Source organism: Corynebacterium sp. KPL3927 (assembly GCF_040225835.1).
Classification (GTDB): Bacteria; Actinomycetota; Actinomycetes; order Mycobacteriales; family Mycobacteriaceae; genus Corynebacterium.
Window position 1 is genome coordinate 44580 of the sequence record NZ_JBEHGD010000012.1, and the last position, 24668, is coordinate 69247.

The 24668-nt window shown below is 60.1% G+C and carries 19 protein-coding genes; 12 read left to right on the forward strand and 7 right to left on the reverse strand.

Annotated features, from left to right (window positions below; genetic code table 11):
- Nucleotides 1–16: 16 nt before the first annotated feature.
- Nucleotides 17–1195: an alpha/beta hydrolase gene (locus tag ABRP86_RS07325; protein WP_023024105.1), complete on the reverse strand. Its 1179-nt coding sequence runs from the start codon at nt 1193–1195 to the stop codon at nt 17–19.
- Nucleotides 1192–1455 (reverse strand): hypothetical protein, encoded by a 264-nt coding sequence (locus ABRP86_RS07330; RefSeq protein ID WP_034659553.1) that lies wholly within the window; start codon nt 1453–1455, stop codon nt 1192–1194. Before ABRP86_RS07330 ends, ABRP86_RS07325 begins: the two co-directional genes overlap by 4 nt.
- 91 nt (nt 1456–1546) lie before the next feature.
- Between ABRP86_RS07330 and ABRP86_RS07335 the strand changes: the two genes are divergently transcribed.
- Complete coding sequence (locus ABRP86_RS07335; RefSeq protein ID WP_349863448.1) at nt 1547–2362, forward strand: carbon-nitrogen hydrolase family protein; 816 nt, start codon at nt 1547–1549, stop codon at nt 2360–2362.
- On the opposite strand, the gene ABRP86_RS07340 is transcribed toward ABRP86_RS07335, so the two are convergent.
- Together ABRP86_RS07340 and ABRP86_RS07345 are read right to left on the reverse strand one after the other, a co-directional pair.
- Nucleotides 2359–3597: an FAD-binding oxidoreductase gene (locus ABRP86_RS07340; protein WP_023024099.1), complete on the reverse strand. Its 1239-nt coding sequence runs from the start codon at nt 3595–3597 to the stop codon at nt 2359–2361. The two genes, ABRP86_RS07335 and ABRP86_RS07340, sit on opposite strands and share 4 nt — an antisense overlap.
- A gap of 56 nt (nt 3598–3653) precedes the next feature.
- A complete protein-coding gene (locus tag ABRP86_RS07345; protein WP_349863450.1) occupies nt 3654–4814 on the reverse strand; it encodes an NAD(P)-binding domain-containing protein in 1161 nt (386 codons plus the stop codon).
- A gap of 132 nt (nt 4815–4946) precedes the next feature.
- Here ABRP86_RS07345 and ABRP86_RS07350 point away from each other — a divergent pair, with 132 nt between their 5' ends.
- The 8 genes from ABRP86_RS07350 (at nt 4947) to fbaA (ending at nt 15817) form a co-directional block, all read left to right on the forward strand.
- Nucleotides 4947–6323, forward strand: a complete 1377-nt coding sequence (locus ABRP86_RS07350; protein ID WP_349863452.1) for a sodium/glutamate symporter — start codon at nt 4947–4949, stop codon at nt 6321–6323.
- 402 nt (nt 6324–6725) lie between these two features.
- A complete protein-coding gene (clpB, locus tag ABRP86_RS07355; RefSeq protein WP_349863455.1) occupies nt 6726–9281 on the forward strand; it encodes an ATP-dependent chaperone ClpB in 2556 nt (851 codons plus the stop codon).
- Nucleotides 9282–9325: 44 nt separating this feature from the next.
- Complete coding sequence (locus tag ABRP86_RS07360) at nt 9326–10183, forward strand: sulfurtransferase (RefSeq protein WP_239269999.1); 858 nt, start codon at nt 9326–9328, stop codon at nt 10181–10183.
- Nucleotides 10184–10253: 70 nt separating this feature from the next.
- The gene (locus ABRP86_RS07365) at nt 10254–11966 is read left to right on the forward strand and encodes a TtfA family protein (protein ID WP_302519122.1); all 1713 of its coding nucleotides are present in this window, start codon (nt 10254–10256) and stop codon (nt 11964–11966) included.
- Nucleotides 11967–12041: 75 nt separating this feature from the next.
- On the forward strand, nt 12042–12596 hold the full coding sequence (gene pyrE, locus ABRP86_RS07370) for an orotate phosphoribosyltransferase (RefSeq protein WP_023024087.1): 555 nt from the start codon (nt 12042–12044) through the stop codon (nt 12594–12596).
- On the forward strand, nt 12577–13338 hold the full coding sequence (locus tag ABRP86_RS07375) for a TrmH family RNA methyltransferase (protein WP_349863476.1): 762 nt from the start codon (nt 12577–12579) through the stop codon (nt 13336–13338). The genes pyrE and ABRP86_RS07375 overlap by 20 nt, the downstream gene beginning before the upstream one ends.
- Nucleotides 13339–13391: 53 nt before the next feature.
- Nucleotides 13392–14597 carry a glycoside hydrolase family 76 protein gene (locus ABRP86_RS07380; protein WP_349863458.1) on the forward strand — a complete coding sequence of 402 codons (1206 nt, stop codon included), beginning with the start codon at nt 13392–13394 and terminating at the stop codon, nt 14595–14597.
- Nucleotides 14598–14782: 185 nt separating this feature from the next.
- Nucleotides 14783–15817: a class II fructose-bisphosphate aldolase gene (fbaA, locus tag ABRP86_RS07385; RefSeq protein ID WP_023024081.1), complete on the forward strand. Its 1035-nt coding sequence runs from the start codon at nt 14783–14785 to the stop codon at nt 15815–15817.
- A gap of 347 nt (nt 15818–16164) precedes the next feature.
- Here fbaA and ABRP86_RS07390 read toward each other — a convergent pair whose 3' ends face one another.
- Nucleotides 16165–17223, reverse strand: a complete 1059-nt coding sequence (locus tag ABRP86_RS07390) for an HNH endonuclease signature motif containing protein (RefSeq protein WP_349863460.1) — start codon at nt 17221–17223, stop codon at nt 16165–16167.
- A 178-nt stretch (nt 17224–17401) separates the two neighbouring features.
- On the opposite strand from ABRP86_RS07390, the gene ABRP86_RS07395 reads away from it, so the two are divergent.
- Nucleotides 17402–18616: an FUSC family protein gene (locus ABRP86_RS07395; protein ID WP_349863462.1), complete on the forward strand. Its 1215-nt coding sequence runs from the start codon at nt 17402–17404 to the stop codon at nt 18614–18616.
- Between the two features lie 93 nt (nt 18617–18709).
- Here the strand turns inward: ABRP86_RS07395 and ABRP86_RS07400 are convergent, their stop codons facing one another.
- On the reverse strand, nt 18710–19525 hold the full coding sequence (locus tag ABRP86_RS07400) for a diacylglycerol kinase family protein (protein WP_349863463.1): 816 nt from the start codon (nt 19523–19525) through the stop codon (nt 18710–18712).
- Nucleotides 19526–19613: 88 nt separating this feature from the next.
- Between ABRP86_RS07400 and ABRP86_RS07405 the strand changes: the two genes are divergently transcribed.
- Complete coding sequence (locus ABRP86_RS07405; protein WP_349863465.1) at nt 19614–20906, forward strand: adenylosuccinate synthase; 1293 nt, start codon at nt 19614–19616, stop codon at nt 20904–20906.
- A gap of 135 nt (nt 20907–21041) precedes the next feature.
- On the opposite strand, the gene ABRP86_RS07410 is transcribed toward ABRP86_RS07405, so the two are convergent.
- On the reverse strand, nt 21042–21488 hold the full coding sequence (locus tag ABRP86_RS07410) for a hypothetical protein (protein WP_349863468.1): 447 nt from the start codon (nt 21486–21488) through the stop codon (nt 21042–21044).
- A gap of 1441 nt (nt 21489–22929) precedes the next feature.
- Here ABRP86_RS07410 and ABRP86_RS07415 point away from each other — a divergent pair.
- Nucleotides 22930–24668 (forward strand): VaFE repeat-containing surface-anchored protein (locus ABRP86_RS07415; protein ID WP_349863470.1); only part of this gene is annotated, 1739 nt, incomplete at its 3' end.

Genomic DNA, 24668 nt, shown 5'->3' on the forward strand with positions numbered 1-24668 from the left:
CGTTCCCCAACCTGCGCTAATCCGTCCTCGATTCCCCAGCAGCCACCGTGCCCAGCCCGTGCAGGAACTGTGGGTCCTCCCAATAGGACCCGTGGTCCCCGGGCAGGCCATCCGCGCCGGGGAGGGGAGTGGCACCAAAGGACTGGACGGTGGGATCCGGTCCGTGGATCCCGCTCAGTGGCCCCGTCGCGATAGCGATGGGGTCATTGTCATTGGTCGCCGCCCACACGGTGCCGTGCAGCTCGCGGGCATGCTGAGCACTCGTACCGGGGCTTCCCACCAGCACAATATCGGAGGCGATTTCCTCCTCGCGCGCCGCGTATCCAGTCACGACGGAGCCATAGGAATAACCCACCACCGTTCGCTTTGCACCTGGATACCGCTTGCCGATGCCCCGCTGAAACCGCACCAACTTCTGCCCCGCCGCACGCGCGGGATCGGCGTGCACGGCGCGCGGCAGGCTCGATGGCGCCTGGTAGCCCAACCACACGGCGGCCGGTCCACCGCTCGCGGTGGCGATATTGCGGCCGCGGTCCACGGCGCGCTGCCAGGTGGTGGGGTCGGAGGAATGTACGCCTTCAACAAACGTGGTCACAGACGCAGGCTCGGTGCGAAAACCCGCCGGATCCACCAACGCCACCAGCCGGCCGGGGCTTGTCTCCACGATGCGCATATCGGGGTTATTTGCGGCCAGCTGGGCCACGCGGTCGCTGGCCTGGGCGAGGTTGATTTCGTGGATGGTATCGAGGGGGAGATCGGCAAAATCCTCGAGCCGCCGCGGCGGTTCCACCCCGGCGGGCGTGCAGAGGGCGTCGATTTCTTGGGAGCAGAGCCAATCGAGGGCATCGCCAAGCGCACGTACCTCCCGCAGTAGCACGCCGCCGGCCAGTGCGGCGGGCCCAGAAAACTCATCGACCTTGCCCAAAAAGGAAATGATCCGCGCCTCCACCCCCTCGCGCCAGGCCTGCAGGTCCGCGTGCCGGTCAAGCACCTCGATGACCTGCTCCATCTGCCCAAGGGGGCTACTCAGCCACTCGGTCGCCTCCGCTAACCCGGATCGCGCCGCCACGCCCGCGGGCCCACCCAGCGATAGCGAGTGCCAATCGTGGTGCGAGTCCACATAGTGAGTGTGCAGGCCAGAGCGATCCGCGGCGAGCTGCGCGGCGCTGTGGCGCAGGGCAGTCGATAAATTCATCGCGCCCTCCTCAAGCTCGCAGCGAGCGAGGAATCGAGCGCGCCGCTGCGGTCCAGGAAGACGTGGAGGCTGCGCAGGCGCTCGGAAACGGTGGCATCGCTAAGCTGCTGCGTCTCAGACCACTGCGCCACCGCGCGCTGCAGGGCGGCAGACGTCCGGGAAGCCACGCTTAAGCGTGCCCCCGGCATAGCCGCCGCCGGCCGCGCCCTCAACGTGCGTACATGTGCGGGAAGGTATTCAGGAATATCTACATAACTCATGGCCTTAAGCGTGGCCGCTGCGGGCTGTGGCCGCGAGGGCAAAACCGCCAACCTGTGGATAACTAGGTGACGCTGCACTAAGTTGGGATTTATGAAAGTAGCAGCAGTGCAATTGACCTCCACCGGCAGCATCGAGGAAAACCAAGAACTCGCCCTGGATAAAATCCGCGAGGCCGCGGCGGCGGGCGCACGCCTTATCGTGCTGCCCGAGGCCACCTCGCAGAACTTCCGCTCGGGCCGCCTAGACGAGCAGGCGCAGAACCTCGAAGGCCCGTTCGCCACCGCGATACAGGAAGCGGCGGAGGAATTGGAGGTCACCGTGGTCGTCGGCATGTTCTGCCCAGCCGATACCATCGAGCGCGAGGAAAAGACCATCAACCGCGTATCCAATACCGCGCTCGTCGCAGGCCCAGGCGTGCTGGGCGGCTACGAGAAAATCCACACCTACGATGCCTTTGACTACCGCGAATCCGATACGGTGCAGCCCGGGGAATCCTTGGTGACCTTCGACGTTGATGACCTTACCGTCGGCGTCGTGGTCTGCTACGATATCCGTTTCCCAGAGCAGTTCAAGGACTTGGCGCGCGAGGGCGCGCAGCTCATCGTTGTCCCCACCAGCTGGGCGGATGGCCCCGGCAAGCTAGAGCAGTGGCGCCTGCTCACGGCCGCGCGGGCGCTGGATTCCACCAGCTATATCCTCGCCGCGGGCCAATCCCGGCCAGGCGGCAACGCGGAGGCCGGATCCCCCTCGGGCCCGACCGGCATCGGGCACTCCACCATCGTCGATCCCAACGGCGTGCGCGTGGCCGAGGCCGGCTACGAAGACGAAATCCTCTACGCCGATATCGACCCGCAAGAAGTAGCGAAGACGCGCCGCTCCCTGCCGGTGCTAGAACTTAACGACTAAGACTGCGCCGCATAATCCTTCGGCAGCCACTCCCGGTCGCGGCCCCAGCTGTGGCTTAAGATCCACTGCTTGCCGATGCCCCTTTTCTCCAACCCCCTCCTTCCTTCCGCTACCTCCTCGGCGCTGCCGAAGAGGGCGAAGTAAGTGGGTGTGCCTGTGGATAACTCGACCTCGTTGACTACTACATCGGTCGGGTCGGGGGAGAGGGTGTGGGTGGCGGCATCGGCAAGCGGCCGTGCCCCCAGCAACCACGGGTCGTTTTCCTGCCGGATGATGCGGCGCAGGTTGAGATCGGGGTAGAGGGCCGCAAGGTTCTGCTGGAAATGCGTGTCATAGTGCGCGCCGGGGCTATCCGCAACGGCAAAAATCTGCAGGTCCAGGTTCTTCGCGAGTCCCTCCTCGCCCGCATCCGCGGCCTGGCGGGCCGCCAGCGCCAAGCACCGCGCCGCCGCCCAACCGGTGCCATAGGCCACGATGACCAGCCTGCCCCCGCGCAACGCGCGCAGGTCCTGCCAGATGGACCCGGTGGGCCGGCCCAAAGTCCACCAATCACCCGGCTTGGTATGCGCAAGCGACCGCGAAGCCTCGCCCACCGCGGCGACGTGGAAGACCAGCTGGCCGGTGGCATCGCTTGGCTGGGCTGGGGTGAGCATGCGCCACTGGCCGGGAAGGTACTGGGTGGTGACGGGGAAATACTGCCCCGGCTCAAAGGTGGCGGGCATGCCCGCCACGACGCGAATGACCGCGGTTTCGCGCGTCGGCCGCTCCACCGCGACCACCTGCCCCGAATACGCCGGCGCCTCCCCAGCCAGGTCCGCCTCGCGCGCCGCACTGGCCATTTCCTCGCAAACCTGGTGGATGACGGCACAAGCGAAGTCGTATTGGTACCGCGTCAGCGCCAATACCCGCAGGCCTTTGATGAGCGCCTCCTCGAACCGCGCGTACACCTCGGCCGGGAAGCCGTGCCTGCGGTGATCGCGGCCAAGCTGCGCGATCTTCTCCCGTACGTCCTCGGGCAGCGCAGCCCCAACCCCGGACCCTGCCTTCGCGCCGGCGCTGCTGGGCTCTGCGTGTTCAATCACCCATGCTAGTGCGTGCACCATGGACCGGTGGGTGTCCTGCATAGAGAGGGAAAAGACCTGCCGCGCCTCCGGCACCATGAGGAAAAACTGCTCATGCACCGCATCGCGGTAGTCGTCTGCGTACTTCCGGAAGTGCTCGCCCAATTCCCACATGTTTTCCCATCCTAGTGTGCTTGCCTGCCTTTTAGCGTGCGCATTATCGCCCCGCGCTACAGTCCCAGCACCTTGATAACCTCGCGCGCCGCCAAGCGCCCCGCGCGCGTCGCCCCCACCGTCGAAGCGGTCGATCCATATCCGGCGAGGAAAACCCGCGGGTTCGCGACAGGTGAGACCTCGTTGCGCATGACAATCCCGCCCTTGCGTGAGCGCAATCGCAACGGCGTCAGGTGGTCCAGCACCGGGCGGAAACCGGTATTCCAAAAGATGACGTCCACCGCCAAGTGCATGCCCGCCGGATACGGCTGCCATGCCGCCACGCTTTCCGATGCCCCCGCCACCTCACCGCTCGCAGACTCGCCAAACCGCACGCCGGTCGCATCGATGGCTTCGAACATGCCGCGCGAGACCAGAACGCCGCGTTCGACCGCATCCAGGTATTCCTGCCAGGGCGGAATCCCGGTGGTCGAGACCACCGAGGCTGGAGGATTTCCGCTAAAGACCCGCTCGCGGACCTTCTTTTCCACATCCAAGCCCCACTGCTTATCAAACTCCGTATCCGTAAAATCCGGTGCTCGCCGCGTGGCCCAAGTGGTTTGCGCGATGCCTTCAAGCTCCAATAAGAACTGCACCGCGGATAGCCCACCGCCAACGACCAACACGTGCTGGCCTGCAAAATCCTCCGCCGCCGAATAATCCTTAGTGTGCAGTTGGCGCCCGCCGAAACTGCTGATGGCCGGAATATAAGGAATATACGGCCTATCCCACGTGCCGGTGGCGTTAACGATGGTGTCCGCGGAAAACTGCTCGCCGGACTCCAACGTCACGAGGAATGCGCCGCGTGTGCCGCGGGGATTGCGCGCGCCGTGTGTGCCGTGCGCGCTGGGCAGGGCACGGACGCTGCGGACGCGCGCCGGGCGGTAGGGACGGAGTTGGAACTTGTCCTCGTAGGCGCCGTAGTAGGCGGCGACTACGTGGGAGGCGGGGGAGGAGGCATCGGCAAGCGGGGCGGGCATGCCCGGCAGATCCGCGATGTTATGGGCCTTGCCCAGTGTCAGGGAATCCCACCGGTGACGCCAGGCGCCGCCGGGGGCGGGGTTGGCATCGATAAGCAAAAAGTCTTGGGCGGGGATAAGGCCGCGGGAAGTGAGCTGCTGGGCAGTTGCCAAGCCTGCCTGGCCCGCGCCGATGATGATGCTGAGGTAGTGCTCCACCGTGCCATTGTAGCGGGGGTGAAAAATCCGCCTTATGTTGTGGCTCACTACATGATAGGTAATGTACTTTTTATCTGCGCGCTCGCTACTCGTGAGCAGCCTGCCATAATTGCACAGCTAGAAAGGATTCCCATGGAAGATTTTTCCGCTTATACGCTCATGCTGGACGTGGGTTGGATTTCCTTACTCATGGTCATCGGCAATATTTTGCGCCACCAAGTGAAGTTCATCTTCCAGGACTTATTGCTGCCTGCCCCCATCACCGCCGGCCTGCTTGGTCTGCTGGTCGGGCCCAACGTGCTGGGTTGGATCAACTTCTCCGATAACCTCGGCGATTACACCTCCATCCTCATCGCCGTGGTCTTTGCCTCGATGGCGTATTCCATGGAGGTTGGCGGCAACATGGGCAAGGGCGCGCGCCATATGTGGGGCTATTCCACCATGATGTTTACCGGCCAGTGGGGCCTTTTCATCGTGCTCGGCCTGCTCTTCTTCGCCCCAGTCTTTGATACCCCCAACTGGTTCGGCATGATGCTGCCGGTTGGCTTTACCGGTGGCTTCGGCACGGCCGCCGCTGTGGGTGGCGCGCTGGAGGGCGTCGGCGCCGATGCGGCAGCGTCCCTGGGCTTTACGTCTGCGACCGTCGGCACGCTGGCCGCGATTATCGGCGGTGTCATCGCTGGTAACTGGGGCATCCGCAAGGGCAAGGTGTCCTACGTGCCCAAGGAACTGCCTGAGGAGATTCGCCGCGGCTACATTAAGAACCTCGATGATCGCCCCTCTCTCGGCCGCGCGACCACCAACCCTTCTTCCATCGAGCCGCTCGCGCTGCACTTCGGCTTCATCATTCTCACGGTCATGACGGCTTATGGCGTCAATCAGGGTATTTCCAGCATTTGGGAAAACGTTTCCGTCCCGCTCTTTGCGATGTCCATGGTTATCGGTCTCCTCTTTCGCGCCATCATGAACTTCGTCGGCGCCGAGGACTACCTGGATAAGGATTCCGTATCCTCCATCTCCGGTGCCGCTACCGATTACCTCATCGCCTTCGGCGTGGCCGCCATCGTTCCTGCCGCTATCGCTTCCTACTGGCAGGCGCTGCTCGTTCTGTTCATTCTGGGCACCATCTTCTGTACCTTCTTCTTGATGTGGTTCCCCGCCGAGTTCTTTGGCGAGCGCTGGATCGAGCGCGGTATCTTCGGCTGGGGTTGGGCGACGGCCACCGTGGCTACCGGCATCGCCGTGCTCAAGATCGTCGACCCGAAGCTGAAGTCCGGCACGCTTTCCGAATACGGCATGGCCTACATCGGCTTCGGCCCGTTCGAGATTTCGTGGACCATCATCGCGCCGATGGCCGTGATGTACGGATTTACCGGCGCGTTCGGTGCCGTCTCGCTGGCCATTTCCATCGGCGTGTACCTGACATTCAAATTCATGGGCTTGCTTCCGCCGCGCGGCACGATTTTCAAAGAGGGCATCGGCCACGTGGGCCAGAAACAAGAAACCTAGCCTTCACAAATCCACTCTGCGCAAGCCGGGCTCCCACACTTCTGCTGTGGCGGCCCGGCTTTGGCGTACCGCCAATTCGCTTGCTTGCCGATGCCCGTCTACCCCCAGCCCTCATTAGCGCTGGGCGCCCCGTTTCGCGGCCTAGTCTTTCGCGTCATGGAGGGGTCCAGTCCTCATTAGCGTGGGACGCTCACTCCTGGGGTGGCCGAACTTCGATAGGGCTGTTGTGGCAGTGCGGTAGGGGCGCAGGAGGTAGCAGGAGGTATCTGCGGGGTAAAGCGCGAAGTTGAGCCGGGTGGACTCAAAAAATTTGGGTTGAGTGGAATAGGCTCAACTTTATGTGCGTTATACCAAGTGAATCCTTAAAATGGATGAATAAATCTTAGAAGGAGAAACGTACAGATGAGTTCTTTTAACCCCACCACCAAAACACAAGAGGCGCTGCAGGAAGCCCTGCAGACCGCTTCCGCGAATGGCAACCCGGATATCCGCCCGGCGCACCTGCTGGCGGCCATCCTTGGGCAGGAAGGCGGCATCGCCGCGCCAGTGCTCAAGGCCACCGGCGTTGACCCGGATACCGTGCTGAAAGAAGCGCGCGAGCTGGTTAACTCTTATCCCAGCGCCGAGGGTGCCAATATGTCCAACCCGCAATTCAACCGGGATGGCTTAAACGTACTGACCAAGTCGCAGGAATTGGCGGGCGAGCTTGGCGATGAGTTCGTGTCCACCGAAGTCCTCCTCGCCGCCATCGCCGGTTCGAAGACCGACGCCGCCGAGTTGCTGACCGGCTGCGGCGCAACCTACGACGCCATCAAGGGCTCCTTCCCCTCCGTGCGCGGGGCCGCCAAGGTGACCTCGGAGAACCCGGAAGACCAATTCCAGGCGCTGGAAAAGTACGCCACCGACCTCACCGCGCGGGCGCGCGAGGGCAAGATCGACCCGGTCATCGGGCGCGATCAGGAAATCCGGCGCGTCGTCCAGGTGCTTTCGCGCAGGACGAAGAACAATCCGGTGCTGATTGGTGAGCCGGGCGTCGGCAAGACTGCGATCGTTGAGGGCCTGGCCCGGCGCATCGTGGCTGGCGACGTCCCTGAGTCCCTGAAGGGCAAGACGCTTATCAGCCTGGATCTCGGTTCCATGGTCGCCGGCGCCAAGTTCCGCGGCGAGTTCGAAGAGCGCCTTAAGGCTGTGCTGGATGAAATCAAGCAATCTGAGGGCGAAATCATCACCTTCATCGATGAGCTGCACACCATCGTCGGTGCCGGCGCCACCGGCGAAGGCTCCATGGATGCCGGCAACATGATTAAGCCCATGCTGGCCCGCGGTGAGCTGCGCCTCGTCGGTGCAACCACGCTGGATGAGTACCGCAAGTACATCGAAAAGGACGCCGCCCTCGAGCGCCGTTTCCAGCAGGTCTATGCTGCAGAGCCGTCCGTGGAAGACACCATCGGCATCCTGCGCGGGCTCAAGGAGCGCTACGAGGTGCACCACGGCGTGCGCATCATGGACTCCGCCTTGGTGTCTGCGGCGGAGCTATCGAACCGTTACATCACCAACCGCTTCCTGCCGGACAAGGCCATCGACCTAGTCGATGAAGCCGGCTCCCGCCTACGCATGGAAATCGACTCCTCGCCGCAGGAAATCGATGAGCTCGAGCGCATCGTTCGCCGCATGGAGATCGAGGAGCTCGCGCTGAAGAAGGAATCCGACGCCGCCTCCAAGGACCGCCTGGCCGCCCTGCAAGGCGAGCTCGCGGACCAGCGCGAAAAGCTCGGCGAGCTCAAGGCGCGCTGGGCCAACGAGAAGAAGGCCATCGATGACGTGCAGGATATTAAGGAAGAGCTCGACGATCTCCGCCGCCAAGCAGAAATTGCCGAGCGCGACGGCGACCTCGCCCTAGCCTCCGAGATCAACTACGGCAAGATCCCGCCGCTGGAAAAGGACCTGGCAGCAGCCGAGGAAAAGGCCGCCGCCCAGCGCAATACCATGCTGGATGAGGAGGTCAGCCCGGATACCATCGCGGAGGTCGTCTCCGCGTGGACCGGCATTCCCGCCGGCAAGATGCTGCAGGGCGAGACCGAGAAGCTGCTGAACATGGAATCGGTGTTGGGCAAGAGGGTTGTCGGCCAGCGCGAGGCCGTGACCGCTGTTTCCGATGCCGTGCGCCGCTCCCGCGCGGGCGTGGCTGACCCCAACCGCCCGACCGGATCCTTCCTCTTCCTCGGCCCCACCGGCGTGGGTAAGACGGAGCTGGCTAAGGCGCTGGCGGACTTCCTCTTCGACGATGAATCCGCCATGGTGCGCATCGATATGTCCGAGTACGGCGAGAAGCACTCCGTTTCCCGGCTCGTCGGTGCCCCTCCGGGATACGTCGGCCACGAAGCCGGCGGCCAGCTCACCGAGGCCGTGCGGCGTCGGCCTTATACGCTCGTGCTTTTCGACGAAGTGGAAAAGGCCCACCCCGACGTCTTCGACGTCCTCCTCCAGGTCCTGGATGAGGGGCGGCTTACCGATGGCCAGGGTCGCACCGTCGACTTCCGCAATACCGTCATCATCCTAACGTCCAACCTGGGCGCCGGCGGTACGAAGGACGAGACGATGGAGGCCGTGAAGAGGGCGTTTAAGCCGGAGTTCATCAACCGCCTCGATGACGTGGTGATGTTCGAGCCGCTGTCGGAGGAACTGCTGCGCGGCATCGTGGACATCCAACTGCGCGGTCTCACCGAACGCCTGGAGGCCCGCCGCCTGACGCTGCAGGTATCCGATTCCGCCAAGTCCTGGTTGGCCGACCGCGGCTATGACCCCGCCTACGGCGCCCGTCCGCTGCGCCGGACCATCCAGCAGGCTATCGGTGACAAGCTGGCGAAGAAGCTTTTGGCCGGTGATATTGCCGATGGCGATACCGTCCACGTCGACGTCGCCGATGGCGGCGCGGAGCTGGACATTTCCGCTCGCTAAATTACCGGGCGAAAAATAATGCTCATGCCTTTAGACTGGAAGGCATGAGCATTTTAGTTTCCCCGCAGGAACTCAAAGAATCCATCTACCACGGCGATCGTTTCACTCTTCTCGGCACCCACTGGCACCCCAAGACGGGCCAGAGTTTCATCGACTTTGCGTCCCAGCACATCCCCACCGCACTTTTCGGTGATACCGGTGCGGCCTTCGTCGGCCTTCCCGGCTCGCGCAATGGCCGCAACCCGCTTCCGGACGAAGACAAGCTGCAAGCCTGGATCCGTTCTTGGGGCCTGCAGGAAGACCGCCCCGTGGTGGTCTATGACGAGGGCCGCGGGCTTTTTGCCGGCCGCGCGTGGTGGACGCTGCGCTGGGCCGGCCTAACTGATGTGCGCATCCTCGATGGCGGCCTGGAAAACTGGCTCGCGAACGGTTACCAAACCCTCACGGGTCCGGGCAATATCGCGGTCGGCTCGAAATTCGAGGTCACTCCCGGCCAGCTGCCTACCGCCACGATTGAAGACGTCCGCGAGCACGATGGCGTGCTCATCGATACCCGCTCGAGTAACCGCTTCGCCGGCCGCCGCGAGAACCTAGATTTGAAGGCGGGCCACATCCCCGGTGCGGTCAATGTTCCCGAGCGCCTCTTCCACAACGATGGGGTGCGCACGTTGAAGTCGCCGGATGAAATCCGTGAAGTGCTGGCCGCTGCCGGATTGACTCAAGAAAACACCAAGGATGCAATCATCTATTCCGGTTCGGGCAACCACTCCGCTCTTGCACTCGCGGCGATGGAGAACGCAGGATTTACCGGCCTGCGCCACTACATCGGCGGCTGGTCGCAGTGGTCGGCAGACCCGACCAACCCGGTAGAACGCGGGGATAGGACTTCGGTTAACGATTAATTCCAATTAATCGCTCCGACTCCGACTGGTACCGGCACCGTGGGGTGCCGGTACCTATTATTATCAGGAGATGATGGCTTCTTTACTCCTGATTTTCGCACTCGTGCTCGGCATCGCCGGTGGCTTTTTGCTGTACTACGATCGCACGCAGCGCGCAGCCGATGCCCAGCGAGACACCGCATCCCAGCACGACCCGAAAGACTGGGACACCCGGGAAGACCAGGATGCGCCTTCCCACGCAAGCCCCGAAACTGAAGAGGGCGCGGAAGACACCACAGGCTCCGAAGCAGTGACAGATCCTGAGAGCGAAGGCGGTACTGAGGCCCACCCCGGTTTCGTGGCGAAATACTCGCCGTTTCCCGATGTTGAATCCGATTCTTCCTCCGCAGTCTCTTCAGGCCGTCACCATCGCACTGCAGACGATTCAGACCGCAGCGATGACGACAAGGGCAGCGGTGACGACAAGATAAGTAAAGACAAAGCCAACGCCGATAGAGGCAGAGCCGAAACCCGCGCCAGCGAGACTGAGGCTCTTTCTGACAATGACGTTGTAAAAGGTAGCGCCAACACTGCAGGCAACACTGAAAAGACGTCGGAAATTGGCGCAGATTCTGACGTTAACCAGGATGCGGACTCGGACGCAGAAACGGAATCGGGTGGGGATGACTCCCCCGAAGAGGCAGTCCAGGAGGGAGCTGAAGAGCAATCGGAAGGGCACGCTAAGTCCAAGCCGGTAGGGCGGCCGCGGCCGCTAATCCCTGGCACCATTCGTCGGGAGCGCAAGAACTGGGCGGAAACCCGGGGCTTTGAGTACATGAAGTCGGACCAGTATCTTGTCGATGAATGGACGAGGGGAGTGGCCTCCTCCGGCGCCGCGCCGAAAGATATCGTTGCCGGCAACGTGTACGGCCACGAAATGCTGCTGATGGATATTGACGGCGTCAATGTGATGGCGATGCGGACGGGAGCGGCATCGGATGTGGTCATTGATTTCCAGCGCTTCGGCAGCCAGGAGGCCGAGATGTCCGAGGACCTGTTGATGGCCATGAGCATCGAAGGGTTTGATGTATATTCCTCCGATCGCGGCGTGGCGGAGCGGATGGTGGACGAGCGCGTGCGAATTGCGTTGCAGCGCATGCCGGAGGTGGTGTCGGCGCTGTGGCTGGAAACCGAGTGGGTTTTGGCACAAACCACCAAGCATTCGCGCACCGCGGATTGGGAGGCAATGCTCCCGCCCTTGGCTTTACTTGCCGATGCTTCCCGCGTTCTCCCACCCCGGTCCTCCTCCGTGCATACCATCCACCTTGAGGACTTGGACCCGGCCAGGGAGATTCCCGCTGCGCCTGTGGTCGACGCGGTGGGTGGAACAGCGGCGGCGGGGCAGCCGGAGTTTTCCCGGCCGGTCATTCAACGGCCGGAGGAACCGTTGGATATGCCCTCGCGCACGTATTCTGAGACCCGCGGCCCAGTTGAGCACACGGCGATTGGGGCGGACGAAGTCGATGCCATTGCCGATGGCAATGAACGCCCCACCCCCGACTCGGGCACCGCCCGCCTGCCGCGCCAGCAATTCGGGGAGGCTTCCATCTTCGACGACGCTTCCGATGATGCTTTTGGTGACGGCCTCGGTGACGCGGACAAAAATGCGGCCAAAGACTCGTCCACCGGCTCAACCAGAAATTCTTCTCGAGGCAGCTCCCAAGACGCCAGTGGCACGGCCGCTGCACGGGAGAAAGAGGATACAGACCGTCATGACGATTCCGGGTCGCAGCAGGGAGAGTAGCCTAGAATGTTGCGTTGGCCCACATAGCCAGGACTTTCCTCATGTGCCGAAAATCTCTAAAGAAGGAGCAATGCGATGACTGAAGTGCAACTGCAAGAAGACAAGAAAAAGCGCCTCGCGGAACTGGTCAAGGAGCTTGCCGTTGTGCACGGCAAGGTGACTTTGTCCTCGGGCAAAGAGGCCGATTACTACGTTGATTTGCGCCGTGCGACCTTGCACCACGAAGCCTCCCGCCTCATCGGGTCCTTGCTCCGCGAGCTCACCGCCGATTGGGATTTCGCGGCCGTGGGAGGACTAACCCTTGGCGCGGATCCGGTAGCGACCTCCATCATGCATGCCGAGGGCCGCGATATCGACGCCTTCGTCGTACGCAAGGAAGCTAAAAAGCACGGCATGCAGCGCCGCATCGAGGGCGCGGATGTGACCGGAAAGAAGGTGCTGGTGGTCGAGGACACCACCACGACCGGCAACTCGCCGCTCACGGCAGTCGCCGCATTGCGCGAGGCTGGAGCAGAGGTGGTCGGTGTGGCTACCGTCGTTGACCGCGCTACCGGCGCCGAGGACGTCATCTCGGCCGAGGGCCTTGAGTACCGTTCTTTGCTTGGCTTGGATGACCTTGGGCTCGCGTAACGAGGTGGACCAGGCACGCCAGGCGGATCCGGTTGGGCAGGCCGAGAGTTCTGCGCAACCAGAGCAGCAGGAGCAGCGAGAGCAGCCCGAGGAGGCGAAGGGTCCGACCGAATGGAACGAGGGCCGCCACGGCGTGGGGCCCTGGGAAGGTCCCTGGCCGGAAGGCCCGGAGGCGGACAAATACGATCCGGAGCTCCTGCGCGAGGGCGACCGGCGCAATGTCGTCGACGCGTATCGGTATTGGCGAAGGGAGGCGATTAAGGGGGATATCGATAAGCGGCGGCACAGCCTGCATATCGCCATCGAGAACTTTGAAAATGACGCCAATATCGGCACCGTCGTGCGCACCGCCAACGCCTTTGCCGTCGATACCGTCCACATTGTGGGGCGGCGCCGGTGGAACCGCCGCGGTGCCATGGTGACAGATAGGTATCAGCATCTGCGGCATCATGAGAGCGTCGATAAGCTCATTGCCTGGGCAGCCGAGGAAGACCTGACGGTCGTGGCCATTGATAACACCCCCGGTTGCGTGCCCCTCGAAACCGCCGAACTGCCGGAACGCAGCCTGCTGCTATTCGGGCAAGAAGGCCCCGGCGTCAGCGCCGCCGCGCAAGATGCCGCCCTGATGACCTGCTCCATCGCGCAATTTGGCTCTACGCGGTCCATCAACGCGGGCGTGGCCGCGGGCATCGCCATGCATACTTGGATCCGGCAGCACGCCGATCTGAACAATTCCTGGTAAGAGATCGTTACACTAACTGTAATAAACCTTGCTACTGGAGTGATAAAGAAATCGTGGAAGAAAAGTGGGCCCACCGCGCCGAACTCGCGGAAACCGCCATTGATGAGCGCCATGCGCATTCCGTATGGGGCCTGCCGCGAACCAACCTCGCCATCGTCAGCTGGCCGCCCACCACGAAAGAAAAGCTCCTCGTGCACTGGCACTACTGGTGGCAGGCGCACTACCTCGATTGCCTCGTCGATGCGGCGGAGCGGAAGAATACTAAGGCCCGCCGCCAGCGCATCCTTGACACCATGCGCGGGATTCGCGTGCGGAATCTTGCGCAGCTGACCAAGAATAAGTACTTCGATGACAAAGCCTGGCTCGCCCTCGCTTTCGGGCGCGTGGGCGAGGTAAAGAAGATGAAATCGCCCAAGGCGTTGGCGTCTTTGCAGGGCAATATCACCGAAGGCCTCGATGACTCGCTGGGGATATTGCCGTGGCGCGACGGAGAGAACTTCATGAACGTGCCGGCCAATGGCCCCGGTGCCATCATGCTCGCGCGGATGGGCGATATCACCGCGGCCCGCCGCATCGTTGACTGGGTCTACGACAACTTGGTCAATGAAGATGGCTTCATTATGGACGGCGTGCGCATGCGCATGGACGGCCCCGAAATTGTCAAACAAGTCCACCCGTACTGCCAAGGCGTGATGTTGGGGGCATGCCTGGAGATTGTGTTGGCGATGCGGGAGGAGTCGAGCATCGGCAAGCTGGAGCAGATCGACAGCGTCTACGAGGCCGAACTGGCATCCGGGATGATGAGCTACATCATTAAGATTCGGGGCCTAGTGCAGGCTATTGCTTCCGGGATGGCGACTCCCTCCGGCGTCGTGGATTGGGAGACCGGTGATGGTGATGGCGGCCTGTTTAAGGGCATTCTGATGCGTTATCTTGCCGATGTTGCCGTGCGGTTGCCCGGGGACTCGCCCGCGAACCGGGCCACCAAGAAGCTGGCGACCCGGATGGTGGTGGCGTCTGCCGAATCCGTGTGGGAGCACCGGCTCGAGGTCGATGGCCTGCCAATTTTTGGCTCTGACTGGACTGCCGATGCCCGCCTTCCACACAACTACGGCTTCGGGCACACGACCGTGAGTGAAAAGATGGGAATCATTCGCGTGGATGAGCGCGACCTATCCGTGCAGCTGTCTGGTTGGATGCTTCTGGAGGCGTGTGCTCGGGTGGCTCGTGACCTGCATAAAACATCGGGTCGCGATTAACCGCGTTTAACCGTGCTGTTAAACACCTTGCGCGGGGTTTGTCGTGTGGGGGGCGCGTCATTTTTGAGAGTTGGGTAGTAAACACAGGAAATGTCACACCAATTTTGCGGCGGGATTCCGGAAATGTGGGCATAATTGGGTGTTGGAACGTGTTTGACCGCAATCCCACTTAAGGATGGAATTTCATGCCAATTGCAACCCCCGAGGCGTATAACCAGATGCTGGACACCGCGAAGCAGAACGGCTTCGCATTTCCAGCCATCAACTGCACCTCGTCTGAAACGATCAACGCAGCACTGAAGGGCTTTGCCGAGGCAGAATCTGACGGCATCATCCAATTCTCCACCGGTGGCGCAGAGTTCGGCTCTGGCCTCGCGGTCAAGAACAAGGTTAAAGGTGCTCAGGCCCTAGCCGCCTTCGCACACGAGGCAGCGAAGCACTACGGCGTCAATATCGCCCTGCACACCGACCACTGCCAGAAGGAAGTTCTGGACGATTACGTTCGTCCGCTGATGGCTATTTCCCAGGAGCGCGTCGACCGCGGCGAGAACCCGCTCTTCCAGTCCCACATGTGGGACGGTTCTGCTATTCCGATCGATGAAAACTTGGTCATCGCCCAGGAGCTTCTGGAGAAGGCGAAGAAGGCACACATCATTCTCGAGGCAGAGATTGGTGTTGTCGGCGGTGAAGAAGACGGTGTCGAGGCCAAGGCCGGCGATAACCTGTACACGACTCCGGAAGACTTTGAAAAGACCATCGATGCCCTGGGCACCGGCGAGAAGGGCCGCTACCTGTTGGCCGCAACCTTCGGCAACGTCCACGGCGTCTACAAGCCCGGCAACGTGAAGCTGCGCCCCGAGGTTCTGCTAGAGGGCCAGAAGGTTGCGCAGAAGAAGCTCGGCCTGAGCGAGGGCGAGCACGCCTTTGACTTCGTCTTCCACGGCGGTTCCGGTTCCGAGAAGGAAAAGATCGAAGAGGCGCTGCGCTACGGCGTCATCAAGATGAACGTGGACACCGATACCCAGTACGCGTTTACCAACCCAGTGGCTCGCCACATGATGGAAAACTACGACGGCGTGTTCAAAATTGACGGCGAGGTAGGCAACAAGAAGGTCTATGACCCACGCTCCTACCTGAAGAAGGCAGAGCAGGGTATGTCCGAGCGCGTCATCGAGGCATGCCAGGACCTCCACTCCGTGGGTAAGACCACGGCCAAGTAGGACGAGTCGAAACTAGCTCCATGTTGAGCTGAAGCCGAAGGCGAGATCTCGCAGTAGGCACGACGAAGTAGCCGTTTCCCCTGTGTGGGAGGTGGCTCTTCCTATTTCTGGTCCGATCTCTGGACCTATTGTTGGGCCCATCTGTGGGGTGCGAGGATGCGGCGGGGCCTTGCCGGGTATGAGACAGAGCAGGCACGTATGCCAGATCAGCCAGACAAGCTATGCCGGCCCGACCAGATTTGCCAGCGAGATTGGGCAGAAATATAGGCTGGCAAAGCCAGGCGGAGACGGCAGGCCCAGCGACCCGAGTGGACTAGACGGACCAGACGGACTGGGTGGGGTGAGGATTAGGCGTAACTCCTTGTTGGTCGTGGTGAATGGGCGGGTGAGGGGATGAACCGCGGGTTACCGCTCCACGGCGGGATCCAAGCGATGCGGCCCTTGATGCGAACCATGCGCCCGCGTGCGGTGGGGCGGGAATCATCATCTTGGTTCACCGCATTGTGATGGGCACAGAGCGTTACGAGGTTTTCTTGGTTCGTGGGGCCGCCGGCGGCCCAGGCGGTGAGGTGGTGGACTTGGGCGTCATCGGCAGGCGTGGAGCAGCCGGGCCAAGCGCAAATAGGATGTTCCGCGCGGGCTAGCATGCGCTGCTTCCAGCTGGCCATGCGTTCGGTGCGATACAGGTTTACCGCGCCGTGCTCGGGGTGAACCAAGCTGACGTAACCACGTTGGGCGAGGGTGCGGGCAACGAGCTGGGCGCCGGACATGCGCGCGCCGTTGGAAAGCTGAAGCATGATGTCATCGCCCTGGCCAGCAGTGATGTGATCTAGTTGGTCGAGGGGAATGATCACGTTGGTATGGACCGCGGGGAGCGCGCCGGGATTGCCCTCGAGGATGACCTGCTTGGCTGCCGCAAGCGGGTTTTCCTTATCCACGGAAGCGAGAACGCCCTTGATATCTGCGATATCCGTGGGGTCCGCGGTGATAGAGATGGTGTGGGGGCCATTGGGGCGTCGGGTGTAGCGGACGCCGGGGGAGGGCCGCTTGGCGGGGTTGAGCTGCTTGAGGCGCTTTTTCGCGATCGCCGGAATCAGGTGGGCTTCCGCGCGGCAGAGCTCCAGGCGGAGATCCCAACTCCGGTTGGTGTCTTTCACGCGGTGGGCGAAAGACTCGATGCTTTCAAGCACAGCGAGGTCGTGGCCGCGGGAACGAGCGGCCTCGCAGGCGAGGCGCTGCTTGCGGCTATTGGAGGTGCGGCCGAAATAGGTGTGTTGCAGGCGGGCGAGTTGCGCGGCGAGGAGCTGGCTGGCGCCGGCTTCGATGAGCTGCTGTTCGGAGCATCCCTGAAACTCGGCGACGAGGTCCACACCGCGACGGCAAAGTTGCAAAAATTCTGTGTTCACGGCTCCTGACCGTAAATGCGGTGCGGGTACGCGGCAATGGATAAGTAAGGCGAAACGGCGAATCTGTGGAATTCTTGCGCTGCGGGGGTCACTGTCGCTCAGATATAGCGGGGTTATCCACAACCTGGCTCGGGCCGGGATGCGGGTATTCGGGGGCGGTGGTATCGAGCGGTCTTCTATGCTGGAGGTCATGTCGGAAGCGAAACAAAGAGTCTCAACGAGGCAAATGCTGCGGGTGGTGGACCGCTCAGTATTATCGCGTCTGCAACGCATCCGTTCGCGCTTCGTTTATATAATCCAGGCCACCGTTGGTGCCGCATTGGCGTATTGGGTGGCTAGCTCTCTCTTTGGGCATCCGCAGCCGTTCTTCGCGCCCATCTCGGCAGTCATCATCCTGGGCCTTTCGGGCGGGGACAGGATGAAGAAGGCATTGGAGATGTCGCTAGGCGGCATCGTCGGCGTGGCTGTGGGCGATTTGCTCTTCCAAGTGGTGGGGCAAGGCCCGTTCCAGATCCTGTTCATCGTGGGAGCCGGCCTGGTGGTGGGGTCCTTTATTACGAAATCGCCGCTGGTGTCCAACCAGATTGTTTTTGGTTCCATCCTTATCGCCACGATTTTTCCGCCGACCGAGGGGCCAGGTGGCCTGCACCGGGCCATCGACGCGATGATTGGTTCCGGCATTGGGCTTATCACGATTGCACTGATCCCGAATTCGCCGTTGAAGGAAGCAAGGCGCAAGGTGTCGAAGGTGCTGCGGATTGCATCGAGCATTCTCAATGACGTCACGCATGGCATCCGCGATACCAATCCTGAGATTATTCGCGATGCCCGCGATGCGGTGCGCGGCACGCAAAATGACGTGAATACGCTGTTGAGTGCGGCGCAATCGGGGAGGGAGGCATCGGAAGTATCGCCGCTTTTGTGGACCTCGCGCAGGAGCATTCGGTCCCTAGAGCGCATCTTGTTGCCGGTAGATAATGCGGTGCGTGGGGTGCGGGTCTTATCGCGCCGCGCGCTCGTGCTTACTGAAGACGGCGATACCGTGTCCGAGAAGCAGTTAGAGCTCTTGGAAGAACTATCAGAAATTATCCTCGCGGTGGGAGAGCTCTACGGCAGGCAAAAGCGGGACCACGATGAGGCGATAGAGATACCCGAGCTGGTGCAGCGGCTGCGCTACGTGGGCGGTCAAGCAGGCATGGATCTTATCGAAGAAGATGCGACGCTTTCTGCGTATACGATTCTCGCGCAGACGAGATCCATTGTTGTGGACATGCTGATGGTGTGCGGACTCTCGCGCGAGTCTGCCGTCGCGCACCTGGTTCCTACCTCTACGCACCCGGCGTTCCCGCCAGAGGTGTGGGAACGCAAAGATAAGCAGAAGGGGCAGAATTAGCAGGACCCCGCCCGCATATCCGCCGAGCGGGGCGCCGGTGCGGGGGGCCGCGGTAAGAGCCAAGGGAAGTCGGCGTTAGCTGTGAAGGGTGGACTAGGGGCGCGCGATTTGGAGGTCGCGCAGGTGGCGGTAGAAGGTGACGCGGGTGAGGGGGCGTTTGTGGGGGATGGCATCGACAAGCACGCGCAGCTGAGGACCGCCTGCCTGGACCGCGCGGCCGGTGTGGACGGAATCCGGGTCGAGGCGACCGGGTTTGCGCAGCAAGGAGCGCAGGCGACCTTCGGGCTCGACTGGCGAGGTTGCGCGGGCCGCCAGGATGCCCGGGGCATCGGTCATGGGGACCAGCCGCGCGCCAAAAGTGCCGCGGCCGGAGGCGGCGAGGGTGTCATCATCGATGATGATCTCACCGGTAAGCGGGCCGTTGGACCAATCTGAGATGGTCGCAGAGCCGGCGACGGCCTGGCCAGAATCATTGCGGATGAGCGGCACTGGGCGAACCGGGGCGGTGCGGGCGAGCTCGAGGGCCTCCTGCGGTGCGGCGGGCAGGCCCCAATTGGCAGCGGCGGCCGACTCGCCCGTGGGGATGAACGCGACCTCGGCCCACAGGTTATCGGCTCGCATGAGCCGGGTAATGACGGCGTTGAGCGCCGAGTCCGAGCCCGCCACCACGATGCGCAGGCGGTCTTCCAGGTAAGGCTCCTGCGGGGCGGCGGCAGGGGCGCCGAGGTGGCGGACATCGGGCTGCGCGGCGATCTCGTCAAGCGAAGGCGTGGGATCGTGGGGGAGGAGGTTGGTGGCGGCGGCATCGATAAGCGAGAGCTCCTTGCGGGAAGGAACGGCCGAAAGATCATAGGCCTCTGCGGGCAAGTCGACGTCGGGGGCGCCGCAGCGGAGGAACAAAAAACGCATGCACAACATGCTACGTGGGCTATTGCGGCCAGAAAAGTGTAAGGTAAATGCGTATTTTGGCTTCAATAATGAGGAAGTGACTTAAAAGATGGCAGCGATCGTCATTGTCGGCGCCCAATGGGGCGACGAAGGCAAGGGCAAGGCTACCGATATCCTTGGCGGGAAAGTTGACTACGTAGTCAAGCCGAACGGCGGCAATAACGCCGGGCACACCGTCGTGGTCGGCGGTGAAAAATACGAGCTGAAGCTCCTGCCCGCCGGGATTCTTTCTGAAAACGCCACCCCTGTGCTGGGCAATGGCGTGGTGATTAACCTCGAGGCGCTCTTTGATGAGATTGATGGCCTGGAAGCGCGCGGGGCGAATGCCTCCCGCCTGAAGATTTCCGCGAACGCGCACCTCGTGGCGCCGTACCACCAGACCCTCGACCGCGTGCAGGAGCGATTCCTGGGCAAGCGCGCCATCGGTACCACCGGCCGCGGCATCGGGCCGACCTACGCCGATAAGGTCGCGCGCATTGGCATCCGCGTGCAGGATATTTTCGACGAGTCCATCCTGCGCCAGAAGGTCGAGTCCGCGCTGGAGATTAAGAACCAGATGCTGGTGAAGATGTACAACCGCAAGGCCATCGAGGCCGAGCAGATTGTGGAGTACTTCCTCAGCTACCGCGACCGCCTGCGCCCCATGGTCATCGACGCCGAGCTCGAGCTGAACGAAGCGCTTGCTAATGGCCAAAATGTGCTCATGGAGGGCGGCCAGGCCACCATGTTGGACGTTGACCACGGCACCTACCCGTTCGTAACTTCCTCGAACCCGACTGCGGGTGGGGCATCGGTTGGCTCTGGCATTGGCCCGACGCGGATTAAGACCTCGCTGGGCATTATCAAGGCCTATACCACCCGCGTGGGCGCCGGCCCATTCCCCACGGAGCTGTTTGATAAGTGGGGCGAGTACCTGCAGACCACCGGCGGCGAGGTCGGCGTGAACACCGGCCGCACGCGCCGCTGCGGGTGGTACGATTCCGTGATTGCGCGCTACGCCACGCGCGTGAATGGCTTTACGGATTACTTCTTGACCAAGCTTGATGTGCTTACCGGCATTGGGGAGATTCCTATCTGCGTGGCTTATGACGTTGATGGCAAGCGTTACAACGAAATGCCTATTACCCAGTCCGAGTTCCACCACGCCGAGCCGATTTTTGAAACCATGCCGGCGTGGGATGAAGACATCTCCGAGTGCACCACCTTTGAAGAGCTGCCCCAGAAGGCGCAGGATTACGTGCTGCGCTTGGAGGAGCTGTCTGGCTGCCGCATCTCTTATATTGGCGTCGGCCCTGGCCGCGACCAGACCATCGTGCGCCACGATGTCATGGAAGACCAGTAACGAACGTAATTGCGTGGATGAGCTCGTACTAGCCGTGAGCTCATAAAAGAAAAAGAAGGGGCGAGGTACCTTGGTGAGGTACCTCGCCCCTTCCTTAAGATCCTCGGGACTCCCCGAGGCTACGCCCGTCCAGCTTTAGTAAGCAGCGGTCAGGTTGTCGTAGTCGTTGATCTTGAGTGCTTCCAGCACGCGGTCCACGGCTGCCTGGTCAGTATCCGGGTTATAGGTGTCCGGGAAGGTCAGGTGTGCGCTGTGGCTGTCCTTGAAGTCGATGTTCATGAACTCGTGGCCCAGCTCGTCGGTAGCGAGCGCGAGTTCGCGCTGCACAGCCAACTTTCCGCTCTGCAGGATGGGTGCAGAGTAGTCCTGGTCTCCGTTGATTACATCTTCCTTGTCACCGGTGATGCGGCCCTTTTCGGCATGAGCGCCGGGCTCATCAGTCTGGTCGGTGGACTGCTCAACGTCAGCGGTCTGGTTAACCTCTGGCTCAGCAAGCTGGTCCTGGGCGTCAACTGGGCCGGTGCTGCCAGTAAGCGGCAGTACAGCAGCGATGGCGCTAGCAATAAAAGAAGGAATAGACATTTCCGATCCTTTCTGGGGTTAGTGTTTTAAACCGATAAAAATACTAGCACCGTAAAAGGAGGGAAGAGATCTAAAATTCACTTTGTTGATTCCACCATTAAAAATGTATTTAGAGGTTATTGGCGGAAGAAAATGCTTTAGGCCAATACAGGGTATTAGACCTGCATTATTTGTCTTGAAGTGTGATATGTACCATGCAATTTAACTAGAGTGCAATGTAATACAGTGGCGGTAGAAGCCGGGAATCCACTAGATCTTGATGCAGATAAAGGCTGGCATTTAATGGGGTGCGATCCAGAAAAGTTTCATAGTATTTCTATTGAAGGTTAGAAAAATAGTCTCGAACTGTGGTTTAGCCCTTCTTTTAGTGGACGCTTCAATTACTGCACGACTTTTGAGGGCAGTGCAATTTTGCGCGAAATATGCACACTTTTCTGTGACGCTCGACACGTTTTGGAAAGTTTCCTTAACTGCAAATCATTTTCTTAATCAGTTCTTACAAAGAGGTTGTGTGCAACTGAATAATGCCTGAAGGTAAGTTGAGTCGAACATGTGAGCGTAATTAATTACGATTCTTTATCTGGAAATTCACGTGACTGAAGGCTCGAATTGTGGAAAAATCATTGGTTGTGACTACTTAAAAAGTGCACGAACATTTAGTGAGGTGCAGGATTGAAATGTAAAAAATATCGTTAACGGCGTTAATAGAAAAGGCAAATAGCCTAAAAAATATCGAATATCTATTAGGGTATAGTATTTTATAGGCGGGATCCACTTTCGAACAAGGGTTTATTTGTAGGGGGTATAATTGCCAGCTTCCGTTTATCGGTAAACGGCATTGATATAGAGAATTCGTTGACGTATCAATTGGGTAGGTTTGAAACTATTTGCTTTGAGGGCACGGATTGGTATTGTTCTAAAGGCACAAATGTTGGCGATCGTAGCGGTTAGTGAACCGGGATTGTCTGCCGTGTATTCAAGTTTCACATTTAGGTTCTATACGGCTGAAGTTCGAGTTGTGTAGATGCGAATTGTAAGAAAGTGTCCTTTTGGAGGGGAGAAGATGAGCGGAGTGCGCGATTTATCCCGGGGAAAGTGGACTGTACTGACCGCAATCTTTGCTGCAATTGCGGTTGTTGCTGCTATGGTCAGTGTTCCGTGGAATCAAGCAAATGCTGAGGAAAGTAATCCTACAGATTTTGAACCAAATGTAAGTTTGGGAGATGTAAACAAGATTATGCCCAAAGGAGTAGACACTTCTTGGGGGCCACTTGTTTGGGCAGGAACGCCGCCAGAGGGTGCTGGTAAAGGAAATCCGAACAACAACGTGGGATGGGGCTGGTGTATCGAACCATTCGCCCAAATCCCACTACAAACAAATCGGGTATATGCGAAGGAAAACGCAGAAAAGCTTGAGATCTCACCCGAATACAGGGATGGTGTGATCAATCTTGCACGGAAGTTGAAGGATGCAGCAAAGCGGGAGGATAGTAAGGCTGCTGCCAACTACTCCGTGTATTTAGCAGCTTTAATTGCTGAGAAGGACACATCACGGGCTATAGCTGCCGCTACTATTACTGGGCGAGACCCATCTTACGGTGCGCTCGATCCAGGTCAGCCTACATACCCTAGCTTTACGGGAAGCCACGAGGAATTTACGGAGCTGACCGGGTATCGAATTGTGGACGATTTTGACCCGCCAAAATTCGAAAAAGATCCATCCGTGCAGATTCCGGAACAGCCTGAAGATGCTTATATCACGATTGTTCGACCTCACGATGATAAAGGTAGGGTCGATAAAACACGCAGAGACCAGCCGGTGATGCCGCCGGATCAGCCTGGTCTACCTGATACCGAGGAGGACGAGCCGGAGGAATCCACGACCCCCGAGCAGCCTTCTGAGGAAGAAACCACGGAAGACGAGCCTACGGAGGAAGAGAGCACTCCGAATTCCACGGAAGAGCAGCCTTCCGATGAGGAGACCTCGACTGAGGAGACCACTTCCTCTGAGGAACCTTCGACGGAGCAATCGACTACTCAGCCAAGCACTGAGCCTAGTGAATCGACTCCAACTACTAGTGCTTCTGAGAAGAAGCTGCAGCCAAAGATTGGCACCAAGGCAGAGTTTGCCGACGATGCTGACCAGGTTGTTGCTGGCGCAAAGGTAAAGGACACGGTTCACTATGAGGATTTGGTCCCACACAAGAAATACACCCTTGATGCTGAGCTGAAGGATAAGGCTGGGGACAACCAGGTCGTCGGCAAGGGCAAGAAGACCTTTACTCCAGAACAGTCCTCTGGTGACGTGGACGTGGAGATCACTGTTGACAGCGATCTTAAGAAGCCTATTGACGCAGCAGTCGCCTTTGAGACTTTGACCTCTACTGAGGTTGATGCGGAAGGAAAGTCCACCTCTGATTCTGACAAGAAGAATGTCATTGCTGAGCACAAGGACTTGAGCGACGAGGCACAGACCGTAAATTCCGTCTGGAACCCAGAGATTGCCACCAAGGCCAAGCTGGATAAGGGCGAGACAGTTAAGTCCGGCGCTAAGGTAACTGACACCGTTAAATACAAGGACTTGGTCCCAGGGAAGAAGTACACCCTGAATGCGGAATTGGTTAATAAGGCAGACGAGTCTGTGATTGGTAAGGGTGAAAAGACCTTTACCCCGAAGAAGTCCGCTGGCAAGGTTGACGTGGAAATCACTGTTGACAGTGACGTAAAGAATCCGGTCAAGGCTGCGGTTGCTTTCGAGGAGTTGACCTCTACTTCGGTTAATGCCAAGGGCGAGGAAACTCCTGATGCTGAGAAGCCGAACCATGTTGCTGAGCACAAGGACATTAATGACAAAGACCAAACCGTAAACTCTAAGAAGGACAACAAGCCTTCGGAGTCGTCTTCGTCGGAGACTTCAACGACAAGCTCGAAGCCAAGCACCTCGGAGTCCAAGAGCTCTGAACCATCGGCGGAGAGCAGTTCGGAATCTGAAACTTCGGAGCCGTCGGACTCAGAGACGTCCACTTCGAAGACCACGACCAGTACTGAGCCTTCAAGCACGACCTCTTCGGAAAAGCCGGAGGAGCCTGCTGATACTTCTGCAAAGCCGGAGATTTCGACGAATGCTGATTTTGCTCAGGGTTCGCATGAGGTTGTTGCTGGTGCTGAGATTGTTGATGA